This window comes from Lysinibacillus sp. G01H, from assembly GCF_028872195.1.
Taxonomy (GTDB): Bacteria; Bacillota; Bacilli; order Bacillales_A; family Planococcaceae; genus Lysinibacillus; species Lysinibacillus capsici.
In genome coordinates, this window is sequence record NZ_CP118397.1 from 2,028,770 (window position 1) to 2,045,482 (window position 16,713).

Annotated in this window: 22 protein-coding genes and 1 other annotated feature; of the genes, 16 read left to right on the top strand and 6 right to left on the bottom strand. The window is 35.9% G+C overall.

The window, feature by feature from the left end; genetic code table 11:
* Positions 1–88 precede the first annotated feature (88 nt).
* Both PSR12_RS10120 and PSR12_RS10125 read left to right on the top strand, forming a co-directional pair.
* Positions 89–850 carry an ABC transporter ATP-binding protein gene (locus PSR12_RS10120; protein WP_221679893.1) on the top strand — a complete coding sequence of 254 codons (762 nt, stop codon included), beginning with the start codon at positions 89–91 and terminating at the stop codon, positions 848–850.
* The gene (locus PSR12_RS10125; protein ID WP_274773009.1) at positions 851–1,600 is read left to right on the top strand and encodes an ABC transporter permease; all 750 of its coding nucleotides are present in this window, start codon (positions 851–853) and stop codon (positions 1,598–1,600) included.
* Between the two features lie 102 nt (positions 1,601–1,702).
* On the opposite strand, the gene PSR12_RS10130 is transcribed toward PSR12_RS10125, so the two are convergent.
* Both PSR12_RS10130 and PSR12_RS10135 read right to left on the bottom strand, forming a co-directional pair.
* Positions 1,703–1,939 (bottom strand): DUF362 domain-containing protein, encoded by a 237-nt coding sequence (locus tag PSR12_RS10130; protein WP_221679891.1) that lies wholly within the window; start codon positions 1,937–1,939, stop codon positions 1,703–1,705.
* A gap of 11 nt (positions 1,940–1,950) precedes the next feature.
* The gene (locus PSR12_RS10135; protein WP_274773012.1) at positions 1,951–2,460 is read right to left on the bottom strand and encodes a YwhD family protein; all 510 of its coding nucleotides are present in this window, start codon (positions 2,458–2,460) and stop codon (positions 1,951–1,953) included.
* 591 nt (positions 2,461–3,051) lie between these two features.
* Here PSR12_RS10135 and PSR12_RS10140 point away from each other — a divergent pair.
* From PSR12_RS10140 to PSR12_RS10150, 3 genes are all read left to right on the top strand, one after another.
* Entirely contained in the window at positions 3,052–3,402 is a 351-nt protein-coding gene (locus PSR12_RS10140; RefSeq protein WP_016994532.1) for a PadR family transcriptional regulator, read from the top strand.
* On the top strand, positions 3,389–4,387 hold the full coding sequence (locus tag PSR12_RS10145; protein WP_274773014.1) for an HAAS signaling domain-containing protein: 999 nt from the start codon (positions 3,389–3,391) through the stop codon (positions 4,385–4,387). Before PSR12_RS10140 ends, PSR12_RS10145 begins: the two co-directional genes overlap by 14 nt.
* Before the next feature lie 138 nt (positions 4,388–4,525).
* Entirely contained in the window at positions 4,526–4,663 is a 138-nt protein-coding gene (locus tag PSR12_RS10150; protein ID WP_221679885.1) for a hypothetical protein, read from the top strand.
* Between the two features lie 151 nt (positions 4,664–4,814).
* Here the strand turns inward: PSR12_RS10150 and PSR12_RS10155 are convergent, their stop codons facing one another.
* Together PSR12_RS10155 and PSR12_RS10160 are read right to left on the bottom strand one after the other, a co-directional pair.
* The gene (locus PSR12_RS10155) at positions 4,815–5,225 is read right to left on the bottom strand and encodes a DUF3888 domain-containing protein (RefSeq protein WP_221679883.1); all 411 of its coding nucleotides are present in this window, start codon (positions 5,223–5,225) and stop codon (positions 4,815–4,817) included.
* Between the two features lie 455 nt (positions 5,226–5,680).
* Positions 5,681–6,319 carry a hypothetical protein gene (locus PSR12_RS10160; RefSeq protein WP_274773017.1) on the bottom strand — a complete coding sequence of 213 codons (639 nt, stop codon included), beginning with the start codon at positions 6,317–6,319 and terminating at the stop codon, positions 5,681–5,683.
* Between the two features lie 135 nt (positions 6,320–6,454).
* On the opposite strand from PSR12_RS10160, the gene PSR12_RS10165 reads away from it, so the two are divergent.
* A complete protein-coding gene (locus tag PSR12_RS10165) occupies positions 6,455–7,336 on the top strand; it encodes a gluzincin family metallopeptidase (RefSeq protein WP_274773019.1) in 882 nt (293 codons plus the stop codon).
* Positions 7,337–7,734: 398 nt separating this feature from the next.
* Here PSR12_RS10165 and PSR12_RS10170 read toward each other — a convergent pair whose 3' ends face one another.
* On the bottom strand, positions 7,735–7,857 hold the full coding sequence (locus PSR12_RS10170; RefSeq protein ID WP_081456919.1) for a YjcZ family sporulation protein: 123 nt from the start codon (positions 7,855–7,857) through the stop codon (positions 7,735–7,737).
* A gap of 239 nt (positions 7,858–8,096) precedes the next feature.
* Between PSR12_RS10170 and PSR12_RS10175 the strand changes: the two genes are divergently transcribed.
* From PSR12_RS10175 to PSR12_RS10190, 4 genes are all read left to right on the top strand, one after another.
* Complete coding sequence (locus PSR12_RS10175) at positions 8,097–8,447, top strand: hypothetical protein (RefSeq protein WP_221679877.1); 351 nt, start codon at positions 8,097–8,099, stop codon at positions 8,445–8,447.
* The gene (locus tag PSR12_RS10180; protein ID WP_257522033.1) at positions 8,447–8,869 is read left to right on the top strand and encodes a hypothetical protein; all 423 of its coding nucleotides are present in this window, start codon (positions 8,447–8,449) and stop codon (positions 8,867–8,869) included. Before PSR12_RS10175 ends, PSR12_RS10180 begins: the two co-directional genes overlap by 1 nt.
* Before the next feature lie 127 nt (positions 8,870–8,996).
* Positions 8,997–9,962 carry an alpha/beta hydrolase gene (locus PSR12_RS10185; protein ID WP_257522034.1) on the top strand — a complete coding sequence of 322 codons (966 nt, stop codon included), beginning with the start codon at positions 8,997–8,999 and terminating at the stop codon, positions 9,960–9,962.
* 19 nt (positions 9,963–9,981) lie between these two features.
* Positions 9,982–10,152, top strand: a complete 171-nt coding sequence (locus PSR12_RS10190) for a hypothetical protein (protein ID WP_221679873.1) — start codon at positions 9,982–9,984, stop codon at positions 10,150–10,152.
* A 412-nt stretch (positions 10,153–10,564) separates the two neighbouring features.
* Here the strand turns inward: PSR12_RS10190 and PSR12_RS10195 are convergent, their stop codons facing one another.
* On the bottom strand, positions 10,565–10,918 hold the full coding sequence (locus PSR12_RS10195) for a hypothetical protein (protein ID WP_221679871.1): 354 nt from the start codon (positions 10,916–10,918) through the stop codon (positions 10,565–10,567).
* 190 nt (positions 10,919–11,108) lie between these two features.
* Here PSR12_RS10195 and PSR12_RS10200 point away from each other — a divergent pair, with 190 nt between their 5' ends.
* The 6 genes from PSR12_RS10200 (at position 11,109) to PSR12_RS10225 (ending at position 16,558) form a co-directional block, all read left to right on the top strand.
* Complete coding sequence (locus PSR12_RS10200) at positions 11,109–11,333, top strand: toprim domain-containing protein (protein WP_004228499.1); 225 nt, start codon at positions 11,109–11,111, stop codon at positions 11,331–11,333.
* A gap of 214 nt (positions 11,334–11,547) precedes the next feature.
* A complete protein-coding gene (locus PSR12_RS10205) occupies positions 11,548–11,895 on the top strand; it encodes a CPCC family cysteine-rich protein (protein WP_221679869.1) in 348 nt (115 codons plus the stop codon).
* Positions 11,896–12,413: 518 nt separating this feature from the next.
* Entirely contained in the window at positions 12,414–13,319 is a 906-nt protein-coding gene (locus PSR12_RS10210; RefSeq protein ID WP_274773462.1) for an NAD(P)/FAD-dependent oxidoreductase, read from the top strand.
* A 179-nt stretch (positions 13,320–13,498) separates the two neighbouring features.
* Entirely contained in the window at positions 13,499–13,996 is a 498-nt protein-coding gene (locus tag PSR12_RS10215) for a P-loop nucleotide/nucleoside kinase family protein (RefSeq protein ID WP_221679867.1), read from the top strand.
* Between the two features lie 207 nt (positions 13,997–14,203).
* Positions 14,204–14,455: a binding site (T-box leader), on the top strand.
* Between the two features lie 77 nt (positions 14,456–14,532).
* Positions 14,533–15,894, top strand: coding sequence for an amino acid permease (locus PSR12_RS10220; protein ID WP_274773022.1), 1,362 nt, complete (start codon positions 14,533–14,535; stop codon positions 15,892–15,894).
* A gap of 193 nt (positions 15,895–16,087) precedes the next feature.
* Positions 16,088–16,558, top strand: a complete 471-nt coding sequence (locus PSR12_RS10225; protein ID WP_274773024.1) for a peptide-methionine (S)-S-oxide reductase — start codon at positions 16,088–16,090, stop codon at positions 16,556–16,558.
* Positions 16,559–16,713: the final 155 nt, after the last annotated feature.

Sequence of the window (16,713 nt, forward strand, 5' to 3'; positions counted from 1 at the left end):
TCAAGTGGTACTAAGTTATACAGATTATCAGTCAGACTGAGTAGTTAAGGAAGGGCAATCTACTCTGCAAAAAAAGGGAGGAAAAAGGATGATTGAAGGTGCGATTTCTGTAAAAGGGTTAAATAAATCTTTTAAAGAAAAGGAAGTTTTAAAGGGCGTGGATTTTGAGGTGCGGCGTGGCGAAATTTTCGCATTGTTAGGCTCAAATGGAGCAGGGAAGACGACGATAATCAATATTCTCTCCACATTGATGAAGGCTGATGGTGGCAAAGTAGCGATTTGTGGTTTTGATGTCCAGCATCAACCAGATCATGTTCGTCAGAGCATCAGCCTGACAGGGCAGTTCGCCACTTTAGACGGTACGCTCACAGGGCGAGAAAACCTGATCATGATTGCCAAGTTGCGAGGGGTTTCCAATCCCGCTCAAACCGCAGACAATCTACTCGCAAGATTCAGCCTGACAGATGCAGGCAATCGTCGGGCAGACAATTTCTCTGGCGGGATGCGGCGCCGACTTGACATTGCCATGAGCATGATTGGGACGCCAGCAGTTATATTTCTAGACGAACCAACTACAGGGCTTGATCCTGAAGCACGAATGGAAGTCTGGGAAACAGTCAAGGAGCTTGCCGATGGTGGCACGACCATCTTGCTAACGACCCAGTACCTGGAGGAAGCCGAACAACTGGCGGATCGTATTGCCATCCTACATGAAGGAAAAATGATAACGACAGGCACCCTTCTAGAACTTAAAGAGATGTTCCCACCTGCGAAAGTAGAGTACATTGAGAAGCAGCCAACACTGGAGGACATTTTCCTCGCCATCATTGGTAAAAAGGAGGAGATTTAAATGAAGAGTAAAACATGGGTATTGCTAGGGCGTTTAATGCGTAACATTATGCGCAGTCCTGATACAATAATCACGGTGGCGATTACGCCAATTATCATGATGCTACTATTTGTCTACGTATTTGGTGGCGCAATAGACACAGGTACAGCCAACTACGTTAATTATTTATTGCCAGGAATCTTGCTGATGGCAATTGCATCGGGCTGCGCTTACACTTCCGCGCGGTTGTTTACAGATAGAAAGAGTGGGCTGATGGCACGTTTTATCGCCATGCCCATCAAGCGCTCGTCTGTATTGTGGGCTCATGTGTTGGCCTCGCTTATTTCCAACGCGCTTACTGTTGTAGTTGTTATCCTTGTTGCGTTGTTGATGGGTTTCCGTTCTAGTACGGATCTCTTTAATTGGTTTGCGGTAGCTGGCATACTAGGGCTGTTTACGCTAGCACTGACATGGTTGGCAGTCATTCCTGGATTGGCAGCAGGCACGATGGAGGGGGCAACAGCTTACTCATACCCGCTTATTTTCCTACCTTTTATCAGTTCGGCCTTTGTTCCCACGGAAACCATGCCTACAATTATCCGTGCGTTTGCTGAGAACCAGCCCGTTACCTCAATCGTCAATGCAATTCGTGCCCTCTTATATGAAGGCTCTGTTAGTAATGATATCTGGCTCGCTCTTATGTGGTGCATCGGCATCATGGTCATTGCTTATTTTTTCGCCATTAAACAATTTAAACGCCAGTTAGGCTAAATTCGTCATTATCAAGTAAGCCATACGAAAAAGTCGATTTCTTATTATATAGAAAATCGACTTTTTCTCGCTTCTATTCAATTTAAAGGGATAAAGACAATGCTAATTTCGAAAATGATTTCGTGCTAGCAGTGTAGCTGACTGATATTCAGAAGGCAACTCGTCCTCAAAATAAATCGCTTCTACTGGACAAACTAATTCACAAGCGCCACAATCAATGCAAAGATCTGGATCAATTACATATTGGGTACCTGTCATAACAATGCAATTTACTGGACAGACATCCAAACAGACAGCCGCTTTTTCATCCCTGCATAATTCTGTAATTACAAATGCCATTATAAATCCTCCTATACAGACAACTGGTGTTTTAATTCTTCGGGTGAGTGTTTCCAATACGCTTCATTAAATTCAGATAAAAACTGATAAAGTAGCTTTTTTGAATGACTATCCATATGCTGCAAAAGAAATTTCCCTTTCAGTGCCTTATCTAAAAAATTTACCTGCTCTGGCAAAGATTTATAGCCAAGCTTAATACGACGTTCTTCCTTTGATACCCGTACTTCACTTGCGGTACATCCCGCATAATAGGGGCCATTTTGATTAACCTTAATCGCTACCCAAACTATCCAGTAACGATAATAATCGCTGCTAGCATGGGCTAGGTCAGGGGAAAAACGAACTTTTTTTTCAATTTTACTTCGTCCGTGTAAGGCGTCTAAATCTATAAACACGTGCTCTTTTTCACAATCTATAATAATTGACGTTACATTATTTAGATCAAGGGTACCTACTCCGTAACCTCCATCTCCGTCAGTTGAATCGTTACTTAAAATTGTAAAATGCATTTTCTCTTTCATAGAAGTCACCTCGACACATTTGTATTTCCTTATTAATAAATAGTTAATCGGTCTGAACATACAGTTTTGCTCATAGCAAAAATCGCATAAAAAAAACATCACTGTACGCTGCGTTGTACAAGATGTATACCTGCTGGTAATTTTTCAAGTACAAAACTAACAAACACATTACGTATAGTTTTTATAAATTAAGATACTTGAACGTTTTAGTAGTAATTTTTTTCTATACGTAACGGTTGTCTAGGATTTCTCCTAATACTTTTATAGTTAAAAAGTATAAATACAATATACCGTCTAACATCAATGATTGTCTTCAGACTAATGTCTGAAATGTTATGTATTGGAAATTTGACGATAATTCAGTGATTGGACCTTTAATTAACGGAACGTGGTTGCTATCAATTTTGCCCTTTCTTTTTAATTGGTAGAAAGCAAGTATCTGTAAAAGAGACAAAGACTCCTGTGTTGAAAAACAGCTTTTTTTCTATAAAGGAAAATAAAATTGCTTGTTGTTGTAACAACAATAGTGTACGATACATAGTATAAGTTATACAGTGTATGTCATATAGTAAGTGAAATTGAGGTGAGTAAATGAGTACGTTACTGAATTCATTAATGACAGAACTTAGGAGAGGAACACTGACATTAGCCGTTTTAAGTCAATTACGAACACCGCAGTATGGATATTCACTTGTTCAATTATTAGAAGATTCGGGCATTAACATCGATCAAAGTACCTTATATCCATTGCTTCGCCGTTTAGAAAAACAAGAGTTAGTGACAAGTAGCTGGGAAACCTCTGAGAGTAGACCCCGCAAGTATTATGTATTAAGTGAATATGGATTAGACGTCTTTTTGCAATTGAAACGAGAATGGATTAATAATTCAAAAGAACTTTATGAGTTACTAAAAGGAGATGAGGATAAAGATGAATCTGACTGAAATTTATATTCAAGAAGTCACGCGGAGGCTGCCTGAAAAAAATCGTGAGGATATTGCACTTGAGTTACAATCAACCATTGGGGATATGCTGCCTGATGATTACAATGAGCATGATGTAAAGGAAGTGCTGGAAAAGTTAGGGAACCCAGCGGCGTTAGCGAGCGGTTATCGTGATCAACCAATGCATTTAATTGGCCCTCGCTATTTTGATGTATACCTCTCGCTACTAAAAATGATTATTCCCATTGCCGCTGTCATTGCGGTCATCTCCATGATTGCTGAATATTTTATTGGATTTGGTGGGGAAGAAGCAGTTATGAATGCTGTCCTCAATATGATGGGTGAAGGAATATGGAGGATCATTGAAGTAGGCATACATGTCTTTTTCTGGCTAACACTTGTATTCGTCATTTTGGAACGAACAGATAAAGGAAAAGAGCAGCATCCATTATCAGCAAGTCTTAAAAAATGGACTCCTGAGGATTTGAAAACCGTCATTTATATTCCGAAGAAAAAAGCAATTACCAAGCTTGAAGTATTTGGCTATTTAATGTGGACGGCCATTTGGGCAACACTATATTTTTATGCAAATCATCTTTTAGGTATATATGAAGGTGGTGGAGAGGGTCTCAAATTCGTAACGCCAGCTTTAAATCAGGATGTTTTACTTCGTTATTGGCCCATTGTAATCGTTGTCATTGCTCTCGAAATTGGGTTAGCTCTCTATAAACTACTGAAAGGGCAATGGACGAGGAAAGTGGCAATCTTTAATACAATTGTGGAGCTTTTCGCAACCGTTGTATTCATTGTGATAGTAAGTAATCCGAATTTAATGAACCAAGAAAGTATCACGTACATGAGTAAATTATTTACCACATCTACTAAGCAATTTGAAATATGGCTAATTGGCGGCATAATTATTATATTTGTTGTATCTGCGGCAATCAGTATATTCGACAGCTTCCGCAAGGCACGAATTCGGTAATTCATTGTTGTTTATCATTATTAGTACACAACCATGGATACCTTACTTAAAGATGGCCTCCGTATAGAGCCATCTTTTTCTTTTGAAATCTACGTAGGATGAAGTGAAATTACATAAATAAACAGTGGGGGAATTAAAATGGATTTACTAATTGGAATAGCAATTGTACTAATTGTGTTTTTCTCTTCAAGCATAATAGAGAAAAAGTTAAAATCGATTGAAAGGCAAAACAATCGCATAATAGAAATAATAGAAGAAATAAGAGATAGAAAATAAATAGATAGTTTACCAACAGTAAAGTTTAGTATAACGATGAAATACCCCATCAAAAAAATCTAGCTTTGACGGGGTGCTTTTATCTGCCAAAGATGAAAAAATCGCACGACATTCAATAAAGGGACAAGTCTATGATTTTAATGGGAAGGTATTATTCAGGCGGATATTTATACGTTTTGAGATGCGTGTGATGAATCAATTTAACATCTGGTCCTGAAGAAATTTCATAGGTCATTTGATCCCTTCCAATAGGAATCCATTGTCCGCCATCCGTAGGTTCAATTTCAAATGTAATTTGCATGTTAAAGCCTCGGAAATGATTTCTTTTTGTATCAATTACTTCAATTTTCCATGGCGTAATATGAGGGGAAACATCCTTCCTAATCGTTGAATAATAATTGGTCAAATCTTCTTCAATATAAGGAGTAAGCAAAAGCATGAGCATATCCTGCAATCTCAGCTCGTTAGAATCCTGTGTTGGTTCAGCTGTTGAAGCGGGTATTGTTTGAAATGAAGTAATTAGTACAAGGGAGAATATAAAAAAAAGTAAAATCTTTTTCATTTTCTTCCAAACACCTCTTTGTGATCTTTCCCTAATGCATTGTATTGTTACCTTTATGGAATGAAGTATGTATGATCGAAGTAAAGGTGTTCGAGTATAGGTTATACAAACAATTGAAGGTATTTTCTGACATGTCGATTGGCAAAAATAAGTTGCAATACGGTTCATCATAATAAATGGTGTGGAACCAATCATTTTGCCTTGCTATATTTTGATCAACATAGGTATTCGATAAAAAATTTAAAATAACTTCTAACATAAATCTACGTCCCATCATTATGTATTGGATGGCGATGAAGTGTGCAATAGGCAAAAAAATAGAAGGGACACGGTTGGAAGTGCCCCTTAGTAACAAATCGGGAGGTGCCATGTTAAACGAATTCGCTTAACACTAATTCTATTTATATGATAATAATACTTGGTTTTATAGACCATCATCTTGCATATGCTAAAATTTACACGTCGTAGCGAAGAATGGCTGTTATCCAGTCCTTTACTAATAGTTGCCATTGGAGCTGTGAACTGTCTAAGGGAAGAGAGAGACTTTGCAGCTCTTTAGGGAGCAAGTGTATTTTATGACGTATTATTTCATTGTCAGGTGATTCTGTATCAATAAATAAAAGATAGCGTCCAATTAAATCTTCCTTATACATAGATGGATAATCAAGGGCTTTTAATACACGTGTAGAAAATTCCACACCATTTAGGTTTACTTCAAAATGTCCCCGCACATTAAATTCACAGTGAATATGTATACCAGATAATCGACGTAGCGCTTGTAGGAAAGCAGCTAATGTTCTTTCACTAATGAAATAGGTTTTCCAATAGTATTGACTCTCTTCGTGTTTACTTGAATTAGCATCATATGTATCATATCTTATTTCTAATGTTTCTTCGGCTTCGTCAAATTTTTTCCTAGTGAGGTAGTGCCGTGCAATTTTTTTAATGGTGTGATGATCTAAGTCACATCCATAGCTCAGAATAGTTACTTGTCTTCGTTGTGCTTTGGCGAATAACCGCATTTCTAAATTTGCATCACTATTTAGATCCCAGCCATAGCGTGGGTTGTAATGAATACATGTACTTTTGTTCATTGCGACCTCCTTTTTGCCATGTCTACTACCATTATAAATAATTTTGTCTAATTTTTCCTTATTTTTCTTTTAAAAATGAAACTTTTGGATTTTTAGTTTCGTATAAAATGGAAAATACTTTTTTAGGAGGTAATTATGGCTAAATGGAGAGGCACAATCCTTCTTTGTACATTGCTACTAACAGCCTGTACAGCAGAAACCGTTCAACCTAAAGAACAAATACAGGAAGAGCAAAACGATGAAAATATGGTGGTCACAAAGGATGGCAAGATAACCTTTGAGATTAAGAATGAGATGGGTGTTCCACAAGATAAAGTAGAGGCTATAAAGGATGAAATTGTGACAGCATACGACCACATAAAGGATTCTATACATACTTCCTACACGCCATCAGAGCACATTAACGTATGGTTTAAGGAAGACGGTCTCTCCTGGGGGTTTGCATCGAAAATCGAACTAACTGGTGTTAATGAAGATATCTATCCACTAGTCCATGAAATGACCCATTCTTTACTTGGCTATGGCAACAATTTCGGATCAGACCATGGCTATTTTACACAAGAGGGTTTTGCGAGTTATATGGAGGATCAATATGGAAAAAATAAATTATACTTTGAAAAATACATGAAGCATTATTTGGATTCAGATAAGTTAATTCCCATTAGTAAGTTAATTGATCCAAATCAAGATGATGTCTATTTTCGCCCAGCACTTTCAAGTGAAGAACAGAATCGAGTCATGATGGAGATGAGCTACACGCATGCGGCATCATTTGTTAAATACTTAATTGATACCTACGGACTCGAAAAGTTTGAACATATATACAACGAGAAAGAACTAGCGCAAAAATTAGAGGAAGTTTACGGAAAGAGTAGTAGTGAGTTAGAAAAGGAATGGTTAGCATTTATTCAAAATCAACAAGGGTTTACTCATGAGGAAAAATTTAAATCAGGAAATTTTTATGATATGAATACAATTCTTCTTCAAATAGACCCAAAATATTTTGCCAAGGAATAATATTTTTCTAAATAAGTAAACCCAAGTGCTCTTTATTTGGAGCTCGTGGGTTTACTTGTGTATGAATTCGGATGAAACTGTCTATGTAATAAATGAACGCCCAGTAAAACGCACAGACCACCAATGATTCTTAATAATATATTTTTGAGAAATACAGTATCGTCAACCGTAATGACAATCAACAAAGGGCCAACCATAATCAATGCGATGCCTAGCAATGCTTTAATTACTCTCAACATGTAGAATTCACCTCAAATTTACCTTTTCTGATTTGATTATCGCACGATTGTCTGAAAAGGAAAAGGGTCACTAGGCTGGTAAAGTGACCCTTATAAAATAGCTAGTATGACCTTACAAACTTTAGGAGTCTGTAAAAGGTTAGGTGCTAATTGGGATGATTAGTACATGAAAGAAGCGCCAACAATAATTAAAAGAATGAATAGAACGACGATTAATACGAATGTTGAACCGTAATAGCCGCCACCGCCAGAGTCGCCGCCATAATAGCAGCTGTTGTTCATGTTACCTACGTTTCCGTTGTATCCCACTGAAAATCCCTCCTTTCTACAACCTATAATATGTGTGCTGGCAGAAAGGAGAAATGGTATTTACCCTATGGTTCTAAAAAATGCTGAAAACATACTTGTAAATTACTTTTATAGAAGAAGGCTTTTCATTTACTTAATTTTTATTTTTTTACATAATTAGAGAGTGGTGTTTTAGGTTTGCAAGTAAAGTTAGAAAAGAAAGCGGGCGTTACATGCTAAGGGAAAAGCTAAAGCAAAAAATCATAAGTGAACCAACTGAATGTATGGCTTATTTAACAGAATTAGTGAAGTCAAATCGAATTTATGATGGGGAAGTATTGGCAATCATTATAGATGTTATAAAAAATGGGCATGATCAATTAACCAACACGCAGTGGGATGTCTTGTTAGATAAGGGTTTACTACCTGATCTTTATGTAGAATGTGATGGCTGTGAAGATACCATTCCCTGGTCAGAAATGTACCGTGCGATTTTTATAGCGAGAGATCATTATTGTCCCTTTTGTAGATATTTAGCAAATAAAGAATACAAGGTTATTAGACTAGGATGGTTGAGGCAATAATGAAATGGTTCATAATAATTGCCGAATGGCTATTGTTTTTATATGTGTTAATTTGTCTATTGAGCTTTAACATAATTCACCTTGGAAACCTTCTCTATGTGGATATGCCACACGAAGAACCGATGACTGTGACAACATCCTTTGCGCAGACATCACTGTTTATTATAGGTATAGGTGTTGTTTGTTTTTTGTATATGAAGTATTTAAGGGGTAGTAATGCTTATAAAAGGTCAAAGGCAGTGATCTGGGGAAGTCTATTTGCCTGCCAAGCATTGGCAAGCGGTTTTTATTTGTTCATGCGATATGGGCTTATATGGAATCAGCATGAAGCAATGGAGCTTTTATTATCGACTTTGATTAGTTTCATTTTAACCATTCAGGCAGTTATGAAATATTACGTGTGTAAAAGGACCGAAACTTGATTGTGTATAAAATGCAGGAACGATTGATGGCAGTGAAATAGTCAAAATATAGGTGCGAATTTATCTGTTAAATATTAAAAAAGGAGAGAGCAAATTTGCTATAAAATGAAGAATATAGGTGAGAAATATGAAAAGAGGATTTAAACGCATTATGTTAATTATATTTACAATTATTATTTCATTATTGGTGTTGATTCTTACTTTGAGCTTTATTAATCATAAAATACAATTATCAAAAGAAGAGGGACGATTTGTTCCAACTGGGCAACTTGTAGAAGTTAATGGTCATCAAATGCACGTTTATACAGAAGGAAAAGGAGAAGATACCCTTGTTTTTATGTCTGGTGGTGGTACGAGCTCACCTGCATTAGATTTTAAATCTCTTTATACTTTGTTAAGCGATAAATATAAAATTGTTGTTGTTGAAAAGGCAGGTTATGGATTTAGCGAAGTCACAGATATTGACCGAGATATTGATACAATTCTAGCTGAAACAAAAGAGGCACTTTTTAAATCAGAAATTGAAGGTCCATATATTTTATTCCCTCATTCGATGTCTGGCATTGAAGCCTTGAAATGGGCGCAAGACTACCCTGATGAAATTAAAGCTATTATTGGATTAGATATGGCTGTTCCTGCTGTATATGAAGAAATATCTATCAATATGTTCCTCGTTCGATTAGGTGCTTTTACTGCTAAGACTGGTTTGATCAGATGGATTCCAAAACTATCAGAAAGTGACGCAATAAAATATGGGAATTTAACAGACGAAGAGAAAGAGTTGTATAAAGTAATTTTTTATCGAAGAACATTGACTAAAGATATGGTTAATGAAATAGATCATATAAAAGCAAATGCACAAAAAGTCAAAAAAGTGGGAATCCCGAACATTCCTATACTTTTGTTTTCATCGAATGGTGAGGGGACTGGTTTTGACAATCAAAAGTGGAATGGAATTCAAAATGACTTTATTAATAGGATTGATAAAGGTAAATTAATTGAGTTAGATTCTTCACATTATGTTCATAGTATTGACTATGAGCGAATAGCTGAGGAATCAGAGGCCTTTATAGAAAGTTTACATCGTTACTAGCATATGAGGAGGCCATATGTTGAAAAATATAATATTATTTTTTTCTCTACTAGCTGTTTTGTTAGTTACTTCGGGTTGTTTGAATGAAATGGTTGGGCAAAAAATAACTGTACAAAAACGAAGTGGTGAAGAAAATATTTTGAAGACTTTAAAGAATTCAATCAAAAAAACAAGTGGAAAAAGCGATTGATATAGTGAAAAATGCTAATTGGATAAATAAAAAAGTAGAAATGGCACGCTATATGCGGACTACCAATTTCAATTTTTATTTAAGAACAGTAGCGAAAACTAAATAGCCTATTATTCGCTTTGGGTTAGCCAAAATGGTGAAAATTTAGAAATTGTTACGGACAGCGATAAATATGTGGAATTAGCAAAGCGAGATTCAGAAAATCTCTATAAAATTTTAACAGGAGAAAAATTAATAAAGTAATGCCATGTCCTGAATACGCTTCAACTAACAGAGTCTTGACTTGAAGACCAATGGTAATTTAGTTTGAAGAGCTTTGTTTGACTTGCGTTCAACAAACGGGCCAGATTGTTGAGGAACATTCTTTAACGAAAGGTTCGAAAACGATGCTTTGGAGATTTTTACAGTTACACTACATTTTAAAAATAGCATCTATTGTGCATCCGTATGGAAGCTGCTCTTTTTCAGCGTAGATGTTCACGTAAAATGTGATTTTTGCGTTGCCAACAGTATGCGTTTCTTCCTTATCTGCATACACTTCAAAAAAATCAATCGTGTAATGTTTATACCCATCTTTCTCCATGTAACACCAAACTTCATTAGCTTTTCGTGGATCAAGGCCATTACTATGTAAAAACTCGATAAGCATATTATTTTTCATAATTTGCTCCGCATAAAAAATACAATCCTCACATATGCAATGATTGACAGTACCAACAAGTTCTCCATTCGCATAAAATTGCTCATTTAATTGTTTCGTGTTCATTATGTCCTCCAATAGATTAATGGTTTAATTTTATCAATAATTCAAAAATTTTTGCACGTTTTTTTTATTCAAATAACGAAACAGATTGTTGGAAATTAATGTAATATATTTGAAAAATATTTGGATAATATATGTTAGAATGGTTATTAATTATACAATTATCGATTAAATTGTTTCAAGGAGGTTATTTATGAAAATAACAGAAGGCTATGGCAAAGTGATGATAGATGATTTTGAATTTTATGGTGAAATTAAACAAGATAAATGTTCTAAATGCAACTATAATTTAGTATATTACGATGATTTTGATTCTTATTTTTGTCCTAATTGTAATAGTTGGACTGAATCAAAATGTAGTGACCCTACTTGTAAATATTGCTCTAATAGACCAGAAACACCTTTAACTCACAAATAACGAAATTAAACTTCCATGAAGGGACTCAATCATCTTCCATTGTCTATGGAGACATGCTAATTTTGCCCTTCGTTGATGGCTAACTGAATGCTCAGTAATAAGAGATTACAATCATAGTATTTTATCAAAATGAAAAGTGAAAGATTGTTCTTCCAGAACTTAGGTAAAGAGTATTTGAAGGCTTTAACCAATTTTTGTTGGAGGTCTATCAAAAATGAAAAACGAAGAAAATAAGACAAATCAATACTTACCAAGCATAAACTACGATGATACAACTAACTGCGAACATGACATTGAATCTGATATAGTAGTTGGAAATTCACCATGCCCTTGCTGCGAGTTTATTACAATTCCGAATAATGGCGAGGCCCTTGCTTATATTTGTCCCGTATGTTTTTGGGAGATAGATTTGTTTATTCAAAGTAATGTAGAGGCAAGTGACCAAAACCATGGCTTAACATTGACTGAAGCAAGAAAAAATTATCAAAGTTTTGGGGCAGTATTGCCTATGTTAAAGAAGTCTTGCAGGCAACCAAAAGAATATGAATATCCAACAAAATGAAGAAGCAGATTCAAAGTTGATTGGGTTGGAAAACGGCGACTACGGGAGGAGCAACGCAAACGGGTTGGTTCACCGCACACCCTCCAGAATGAGTACGTCTGAAACAGAAATTAACGGTTTTAAATTGTTCAAGAATCGGGCGAGATTTTGCAATAAGGAACAGCGCTAAAAATTATCAAATAATATAAACTAACAACACAATATTTTTTATGTGAAATAACAGGTGGGGATATTTAATATCAAGACCCAGATGAAGAAATTACCTTGGAAGAATTGCAATGAAATTTCAAAATTTATTCATACATACCCGAAAGACTCAGAAGTTATTGAACAACTATTATCAAATTTATCTAATTGTGCGCATTTCTTTAAAAGGAATGCGTCTTTTTAATGTAAAATAAACAAAAACTCCGCGTTATTAGTGTGTAAAGAATGGAAATCCAAGATGTAGGAAATAATGTAGTTCTCTAATGCAAATTACAATTTCAAAAGAAAACCAAATCAATGCGGAGGTAAAAATGACTGTTCTTGATTGTATCATTATAGGCGGAGGTCCTTCTGGGTTAAGTGCTGGCTTAACTTTAGGAAGAGCTAGGAGAAATATTGCATTAATGGATGATGGGACAAATAGGAATAGAGTGACACAAGCGTCACATGGATTTATTACGCGTGATGGGATAAAACCACAAGCGTTTAAAGATATAGCGTTAAAAGAGTTGGAGAATTACCCGTCTGTGTCCTATCTTAATGCTACAGTTACTGAAATAATAAAGGGTATAGGTAATGAGCGATTTACTGTCAAAACATCTACTAGTCAGGAATTTGTTTCAGAAAAAATCATACTCGCCACCGGTGTTCAAGAAATATTTACTATACCAAGTATAAGAAAGTTTTATGGGAAAAGTCTATTTAGTTGTCCGTATTGTGATGGCTGGGAGCAAAAGGATAAGCCATTAGTGGTGTTGGCAGAACAAGAAGAGCATGTACTGCATTTGACCAAGTTAATTTATAATTGGTCACAGGATTTGGTTGTATTAACGAATGGAGCTCACTTATCTAAAGAAGGTAAAATGGAGTTACAAAAACACAATATCAAAATTATACCAGAGAAGATAAAAGACCTCATCGGTAAGGATGGGTACTTACAAAAAATAGAGTTTCAAACAGGAGCAACCATTATAAGGTCGGGTGGATTTGTTGCCCCATCTTATTATCGCCCCAATCAGTTTGCTGAGAAGCTTGGCTGTGATATTGATGAAGATGGAAAAGTGATAACAGATGGTGTTGGTAGAACAACTCAAAAAAATGTATATATTGCAGGGGAAACCGAAAGATCTAAACCATCCACTTTAATGATTTCAGCTGCTAAAGGTAATAAAGCTGCTGTTTCAGTAAATACTGATTTAACGATGGAACGCTTTTGATGACGTCATAACACTTGGAATAGGATCTTAGTAAAAACATATCAGCTAATGTATTCTCAAATATTGTGTTAGAGTTACTATAAGAAATGACAAAGAACGGATGATTGTAGAATCCGTTTTTCTTGTTGCAAAAATTATAGTTTTACAAGGGTAATAAAAAAGTGCGGAGGAATAAAAATATGAAACAAGTGGGGACTCTATACTTTTTCTGTGGAAAAATGGGGGCAGGAAAATCAACAAAATCAAAACAATTGGCTAAAGAAAAAAATGCGGTCCTTTTATCTGAGGATGAGTGGCTTTCCTCTCTTTATCCCAATCAGATCACATCATTTGAGGACTATCTAAAATTATCAGCACAGCTCAAGCCGATGGTGAAAAAGCATGTCCAAAACATATTGAGTGTTGGTACGGATGTAGTAATGGATTTTCCAGGTAATACTCAAAAACAGCGAAAATGGTTTTTGGATATAGCGTCAGAGGTCAATGCAAACCATCAACTAATTTTCCTTAATTTAAATAACCAGCAATGCTTGGTTCAAATTGCGCAAAGGCGTAATGAACAACCCGAAAGAGCAGCTTTTGACACGGAAGCGACGTTTATTGAAGTTACTAAATTTTTTGAAGCACCAGAAGCTTCCGAGGGTTTAAATATATGGGAGTTTAGTGGGAAAGAATAACACAGAGTTATCAGGCTCGCTTATTAAATGAACGTCATATTTTTCTTAAACTAACAGGGGTATTACTTGAAGAACATAGTGCTGTTTAGAAATTAGCTATTATTGTCATTTGTAATTTATGCGGTTTATGAAGAATTTTTTAAAATTATATTGACAAACTATTTTTTTTCTGTAAAATGAAAAACAATTCAAAAATATTTGTATAGAACAAAGGCTATGAAAAGAAGTAGTATCAATTATTTTTACGAACAGAAAGTTACCGGTCGATGAGAGGTGCATGTAAAACAATTGAGAATTCATCTTGGAGCTGTGTACCGAAAGGATTATTCTAAGTAGGCTACGCCGGTAAGCACCCGTAATCATGTGCGAGAGTATCGTCAAATGACCGTACTTCTTAAGGTAAGTAATGTGAATTGCTTATAAATTAAAGGTGGTAACACGAGTTGAATCGTCCTTTTGGTTAATCCAAAGGGGCGTTTTTTTTATTCCTTTTTTGACAAGTATTTGAAAATCTAAACGTATGGGGAGTAAGCATTATGAAAGATAATCATCAAGATTCACAACTAAAGCGGGAATTAAGCACGCGTCATATGCAATTAATTGCACTTGGCGGGTCCATTGGGGTCGGTTTATTTTATGGCTCTAGTTCAACCATTCAAATGGCGGGACCATCTATTTTACTAGCTTATTTAATTGGCGGGTTAGTTATTTTCACCATTATGCGTGCATTAGGTGAAATGGCAGTAGCGGAACCTGTATCAGGCTCATTCAGTATGTACGCGAATAAATATTTAGGACGCTTTGCTGGGTTCTTATCTGGTTGGACATATTGGTTCATGTGGATTGTCGTGGGCATGGCAGAATTAACAGTGGTCGGTGTATATATTAACTACTGGTTTCCAGATATTCCACAATGGGTAACTGCCCTTGTGGTACTTGTGATGATGACGCTTGTAAACTTAGCAAATGTAAAAGCATATGGAGAATTCGAATTCTGGTTTGCGATGATTAAAGTTGTGGCAATTATCGGTATGATTGTTCTAGGACTAGCCATTATTTTCTTCGGTGTCGGCAACCACGGTGAAGCAATTGGCTTTGATAATTTATGGGCACATGGTGGCTTCATGCCAAACGGTTTCCATGGTATTTTAATGTCACTCGTATTAGTTATGTTCTCATTCGGTGGGGTTGAATTAGTGGGTATTTCTGCAGGAGAAGCAAAAAATCCTAGCAAGTCTATTCCATCAGCCATTAACAACATCGTTTGGCGTATTTTAATTTTCTACATTGGGGCGCTAGGCGTTATGATGGTTATTTATCCTTGGAACGAAGTTGGTTCAGAAGGTAGCCCGTTCGTTCAAATTTTCGATTACGTTGGTATCCCTGCTGCAGCTCACATTATTAACTTTGTTGTCATTACAGCAGCAATGTCTGCATTTAATAGTGGCTTATACGGTTCAGGACGTATGCTACACAACTTATCTGTACAAAAAAATGGTCCAGAATATTTTAGAACAGTAAGCAAAAATGGTAGTCCAAGTCGAGGGATTTTATTTTCTTCTGCTGTGTTATTAATCGCGGTTGTCTTAAATTATGTAGTACCTGAAAAAGTGTTCATCTATATTTCTGCTGTTGCGACGGTTGCAGTTATTACAAGCTGGATGATTATTTTATTAGCACAATTGAAATTTAGGAAGTCAAAAACGAAAGAGGAAGTAGCCAAACTGAAATTCAAAATTCCGCTTTACCCACTTTCTACGTATATTGCTATTGCATTTTTATTAATGGTGATTGTGCTAATGGCGTTTATTCCAGATATGCGTGTTGCCCTATATGTCGCACCAATTTGGTTTTTCATCTTATTTATTGGCTACAAAGTAATACATGTTAAGAAGTAGTTACATCTTTTCATATTGATACTTCTACAGCGCAGACATATTGTAAAAAAATTCTGTTGGTATACTCGATTCGTTACATTTATCTAAGGTCTAATCATTTTTATCCATTAGTAAAGAATGTGATGAGTGCCTTTCTTTATGAATAGGTTCATAATAAAATTGATCTGTATTTAGACAAAAAAGGAGGGGCATGATGGGAGTAGTATATTTGGCTGGTGGATGTTTATGGGGCGTACAAGCTTTTATAAAAACGTTACCAGGAGTTACGTTTACAGAAGCAGGAAGAGCGAATGGAACAAGTCGTACGCTTGAGGGCGATTATGATGGATACGCTGAATGTGTAAAAACGGGGTTTGATCCAACAGTTGTATCCATTCGAGATTTAATGAGCTATTTATTCGAAATCATTGATCCTTACAGTTTGAATAGACAAGGACAGGATGTTGGCGAAAAATATAGAACAGGCGTATATAGTGAAAATCCTGAGCATTTAAAAGAGGCGAGGGCATTTCTAAGAGAGAGAAATGATTATGAGCTTATAATGGTTGAAGTATTGCCCCTTACAAACTATGTCAGAAGTGCAGAGGAGCATCAGGATAGATTAACCAGATGTCCAAATGATTATTGTCATATTCCCGCAGAAATTTTAAATAAATATAAATAACGGAATTTACGAGACCTTTCTATGTGCTAAAACGCAGAAAATTAAAGGGAAATGATTAATCTCAGCGAGTGCTATTGATGAAACAAGAAAGCAAATTACTGTTAACCCCGTCCTAACTTGGAACGGGGTTATTCTTATTTAGAAGGGTTAAAATT

Bases quoted from the DNA above. Each gene is read 5' to 3' on its own strand.
- PSR12_RS10180 (WP_257522033.1), top strand. From the start codon at position 8,447: ATGAAATGGTTCATAATAATTGCCGAATGGCTATTGTTTTTATATGTG.
- PSR12_RS10140 (WP_016994532.1), top strand. From the start codon at position 3,052: ATGAGTACGTTACTGAATTCATTAATGACAGAACTTAGGAGAGGAACA.
- PSR12_RS10225 (WP_274773024.1), top strand. From the start codon at position 16,088: ATGGGAGTAGTATATTTGGCTGGTGGATGTTTATGGGGCGTACAAGCT.
- PSR12_RS10120 (WP_221679893.1), top strand. From the start codon at position 89: ATGATTGAAGGTGCGATTTCTGTAAAAGGGTTAAATAAATCTTTTAAA.
- PSR12_RS10130 (WP_221679891.1), bottom strand. From the start codon at position 1,939: ATGGCATTTGTAATTACAGAATTATGCAGGGATGAAAAAGCGGCTGTC.
- PSR12_RS10175 (WP_221679877.1), top strand. From the start codon at position 8,097: ATGCTAAGGGAAAAGCTAAAGCAAAAAATCATAAGTGAACCAACTGAA.
- PSR12_RS10220 (WP_274773022.1), top strand. From the start codon at position 14,533: ATGAAAGATAATCATCAAGATTCACAACTAAAGCGGGAATTAAGCACG.
- PSR12_RS10210 (WP_274773462.1), top strand. From the start codon at position 12,414: ATGACTGTTCTTGATTGTATCATTATAGGCGGAGGTCCTTCTGGGTTA.
- PSR12_RS10145 (WP_274773014.1), top strand. From the start codon at position 3,389: ATGAATCTGACTGAAATTTATATTCAAGAAGTCACGCGGAGGCTGCCT.
- PSR12_RS10215 (WP_221679867.1), top strand. From the start codon at position 13,499: ATGAAACAAGTGGGGACTCTATACTTTTTCTGTGGAAAAATGGGGGCA.
- PSR12_RS10135 (WP_274773012.1), bottom strand. From the start codon at position 2,460: ATGAAAGAGAAAATGCATTTTACAATTTTAAGTAACGATTCAACTGAC.
- PSR12_RS10200 (WP_004228499.1), top strand. From the start codon at position 11,109: ATGAAAATAACAGAAGGCTATGGCAAAGTGATGATAGATGATTTTGAA.
- PSR12_RS10170 (WP_081456919.1), bottom strand. From the start codon at position 7,857: ATGAACAACAGCTGCTATTATGGCGGCGACTCTGGCGGTGGCGGCTAT.
- PSR12_RS10205 (WP_221679869.1), top strand. From the start codon at position 11,548: ATGAAAAACGAAGAAAATAAGACAAATCAATACTTACCAAGCATAAAC.
- PSR12_RS10150 (WP_221679885.1), top strand. From the start codon at position 4,526: ATGGATTTACTAATTGGAATAGCAATTGTACTAATTGTGTTTTTCTCT.
- PSR12_RS10125 (WP_274773009.1), top strand. From the start codon at position 851: ATGAAGAGTAAAACATGGGTATTGCTAGGGCGTTTAATGCGTAACATT.
- PSR12_RS10155 (WP_221679883.1), bottom strand. From the start codon at position 5,225: ATGAAAAAGATTTTACTTTTTTTTATATTCTCCCTTGTACTAATTACT.
- PSR12_RS10185 (WP_257522034.1), top strand. From the start codon at position 8,997: ATGAAAAGAGGATTTAAACGCATTATGTTAATTATATTTACAATTATT.
- PSR12_RS10195 (WP_221679871.1), bottom strand. From the start codon at position 10,918: ATGAACACGAAACAATTAAATGAGCAATTTTATGCGAATGGAGAACTT.
- PSR12_RS10160 (WP_274773017.1), bottom strand. From the start codon at position 6,319: ATGAACAAAAGTACATGTATTCATTACAACCCACGCTATGGCTGGGAT.
- PSR12_RS10165 (WP_274773019.1), top strand. From the start codon at position 6,455: ATGGCTAAATGGAGAGGCACAATCCTTCTTTGTACATTGCTACTAACA.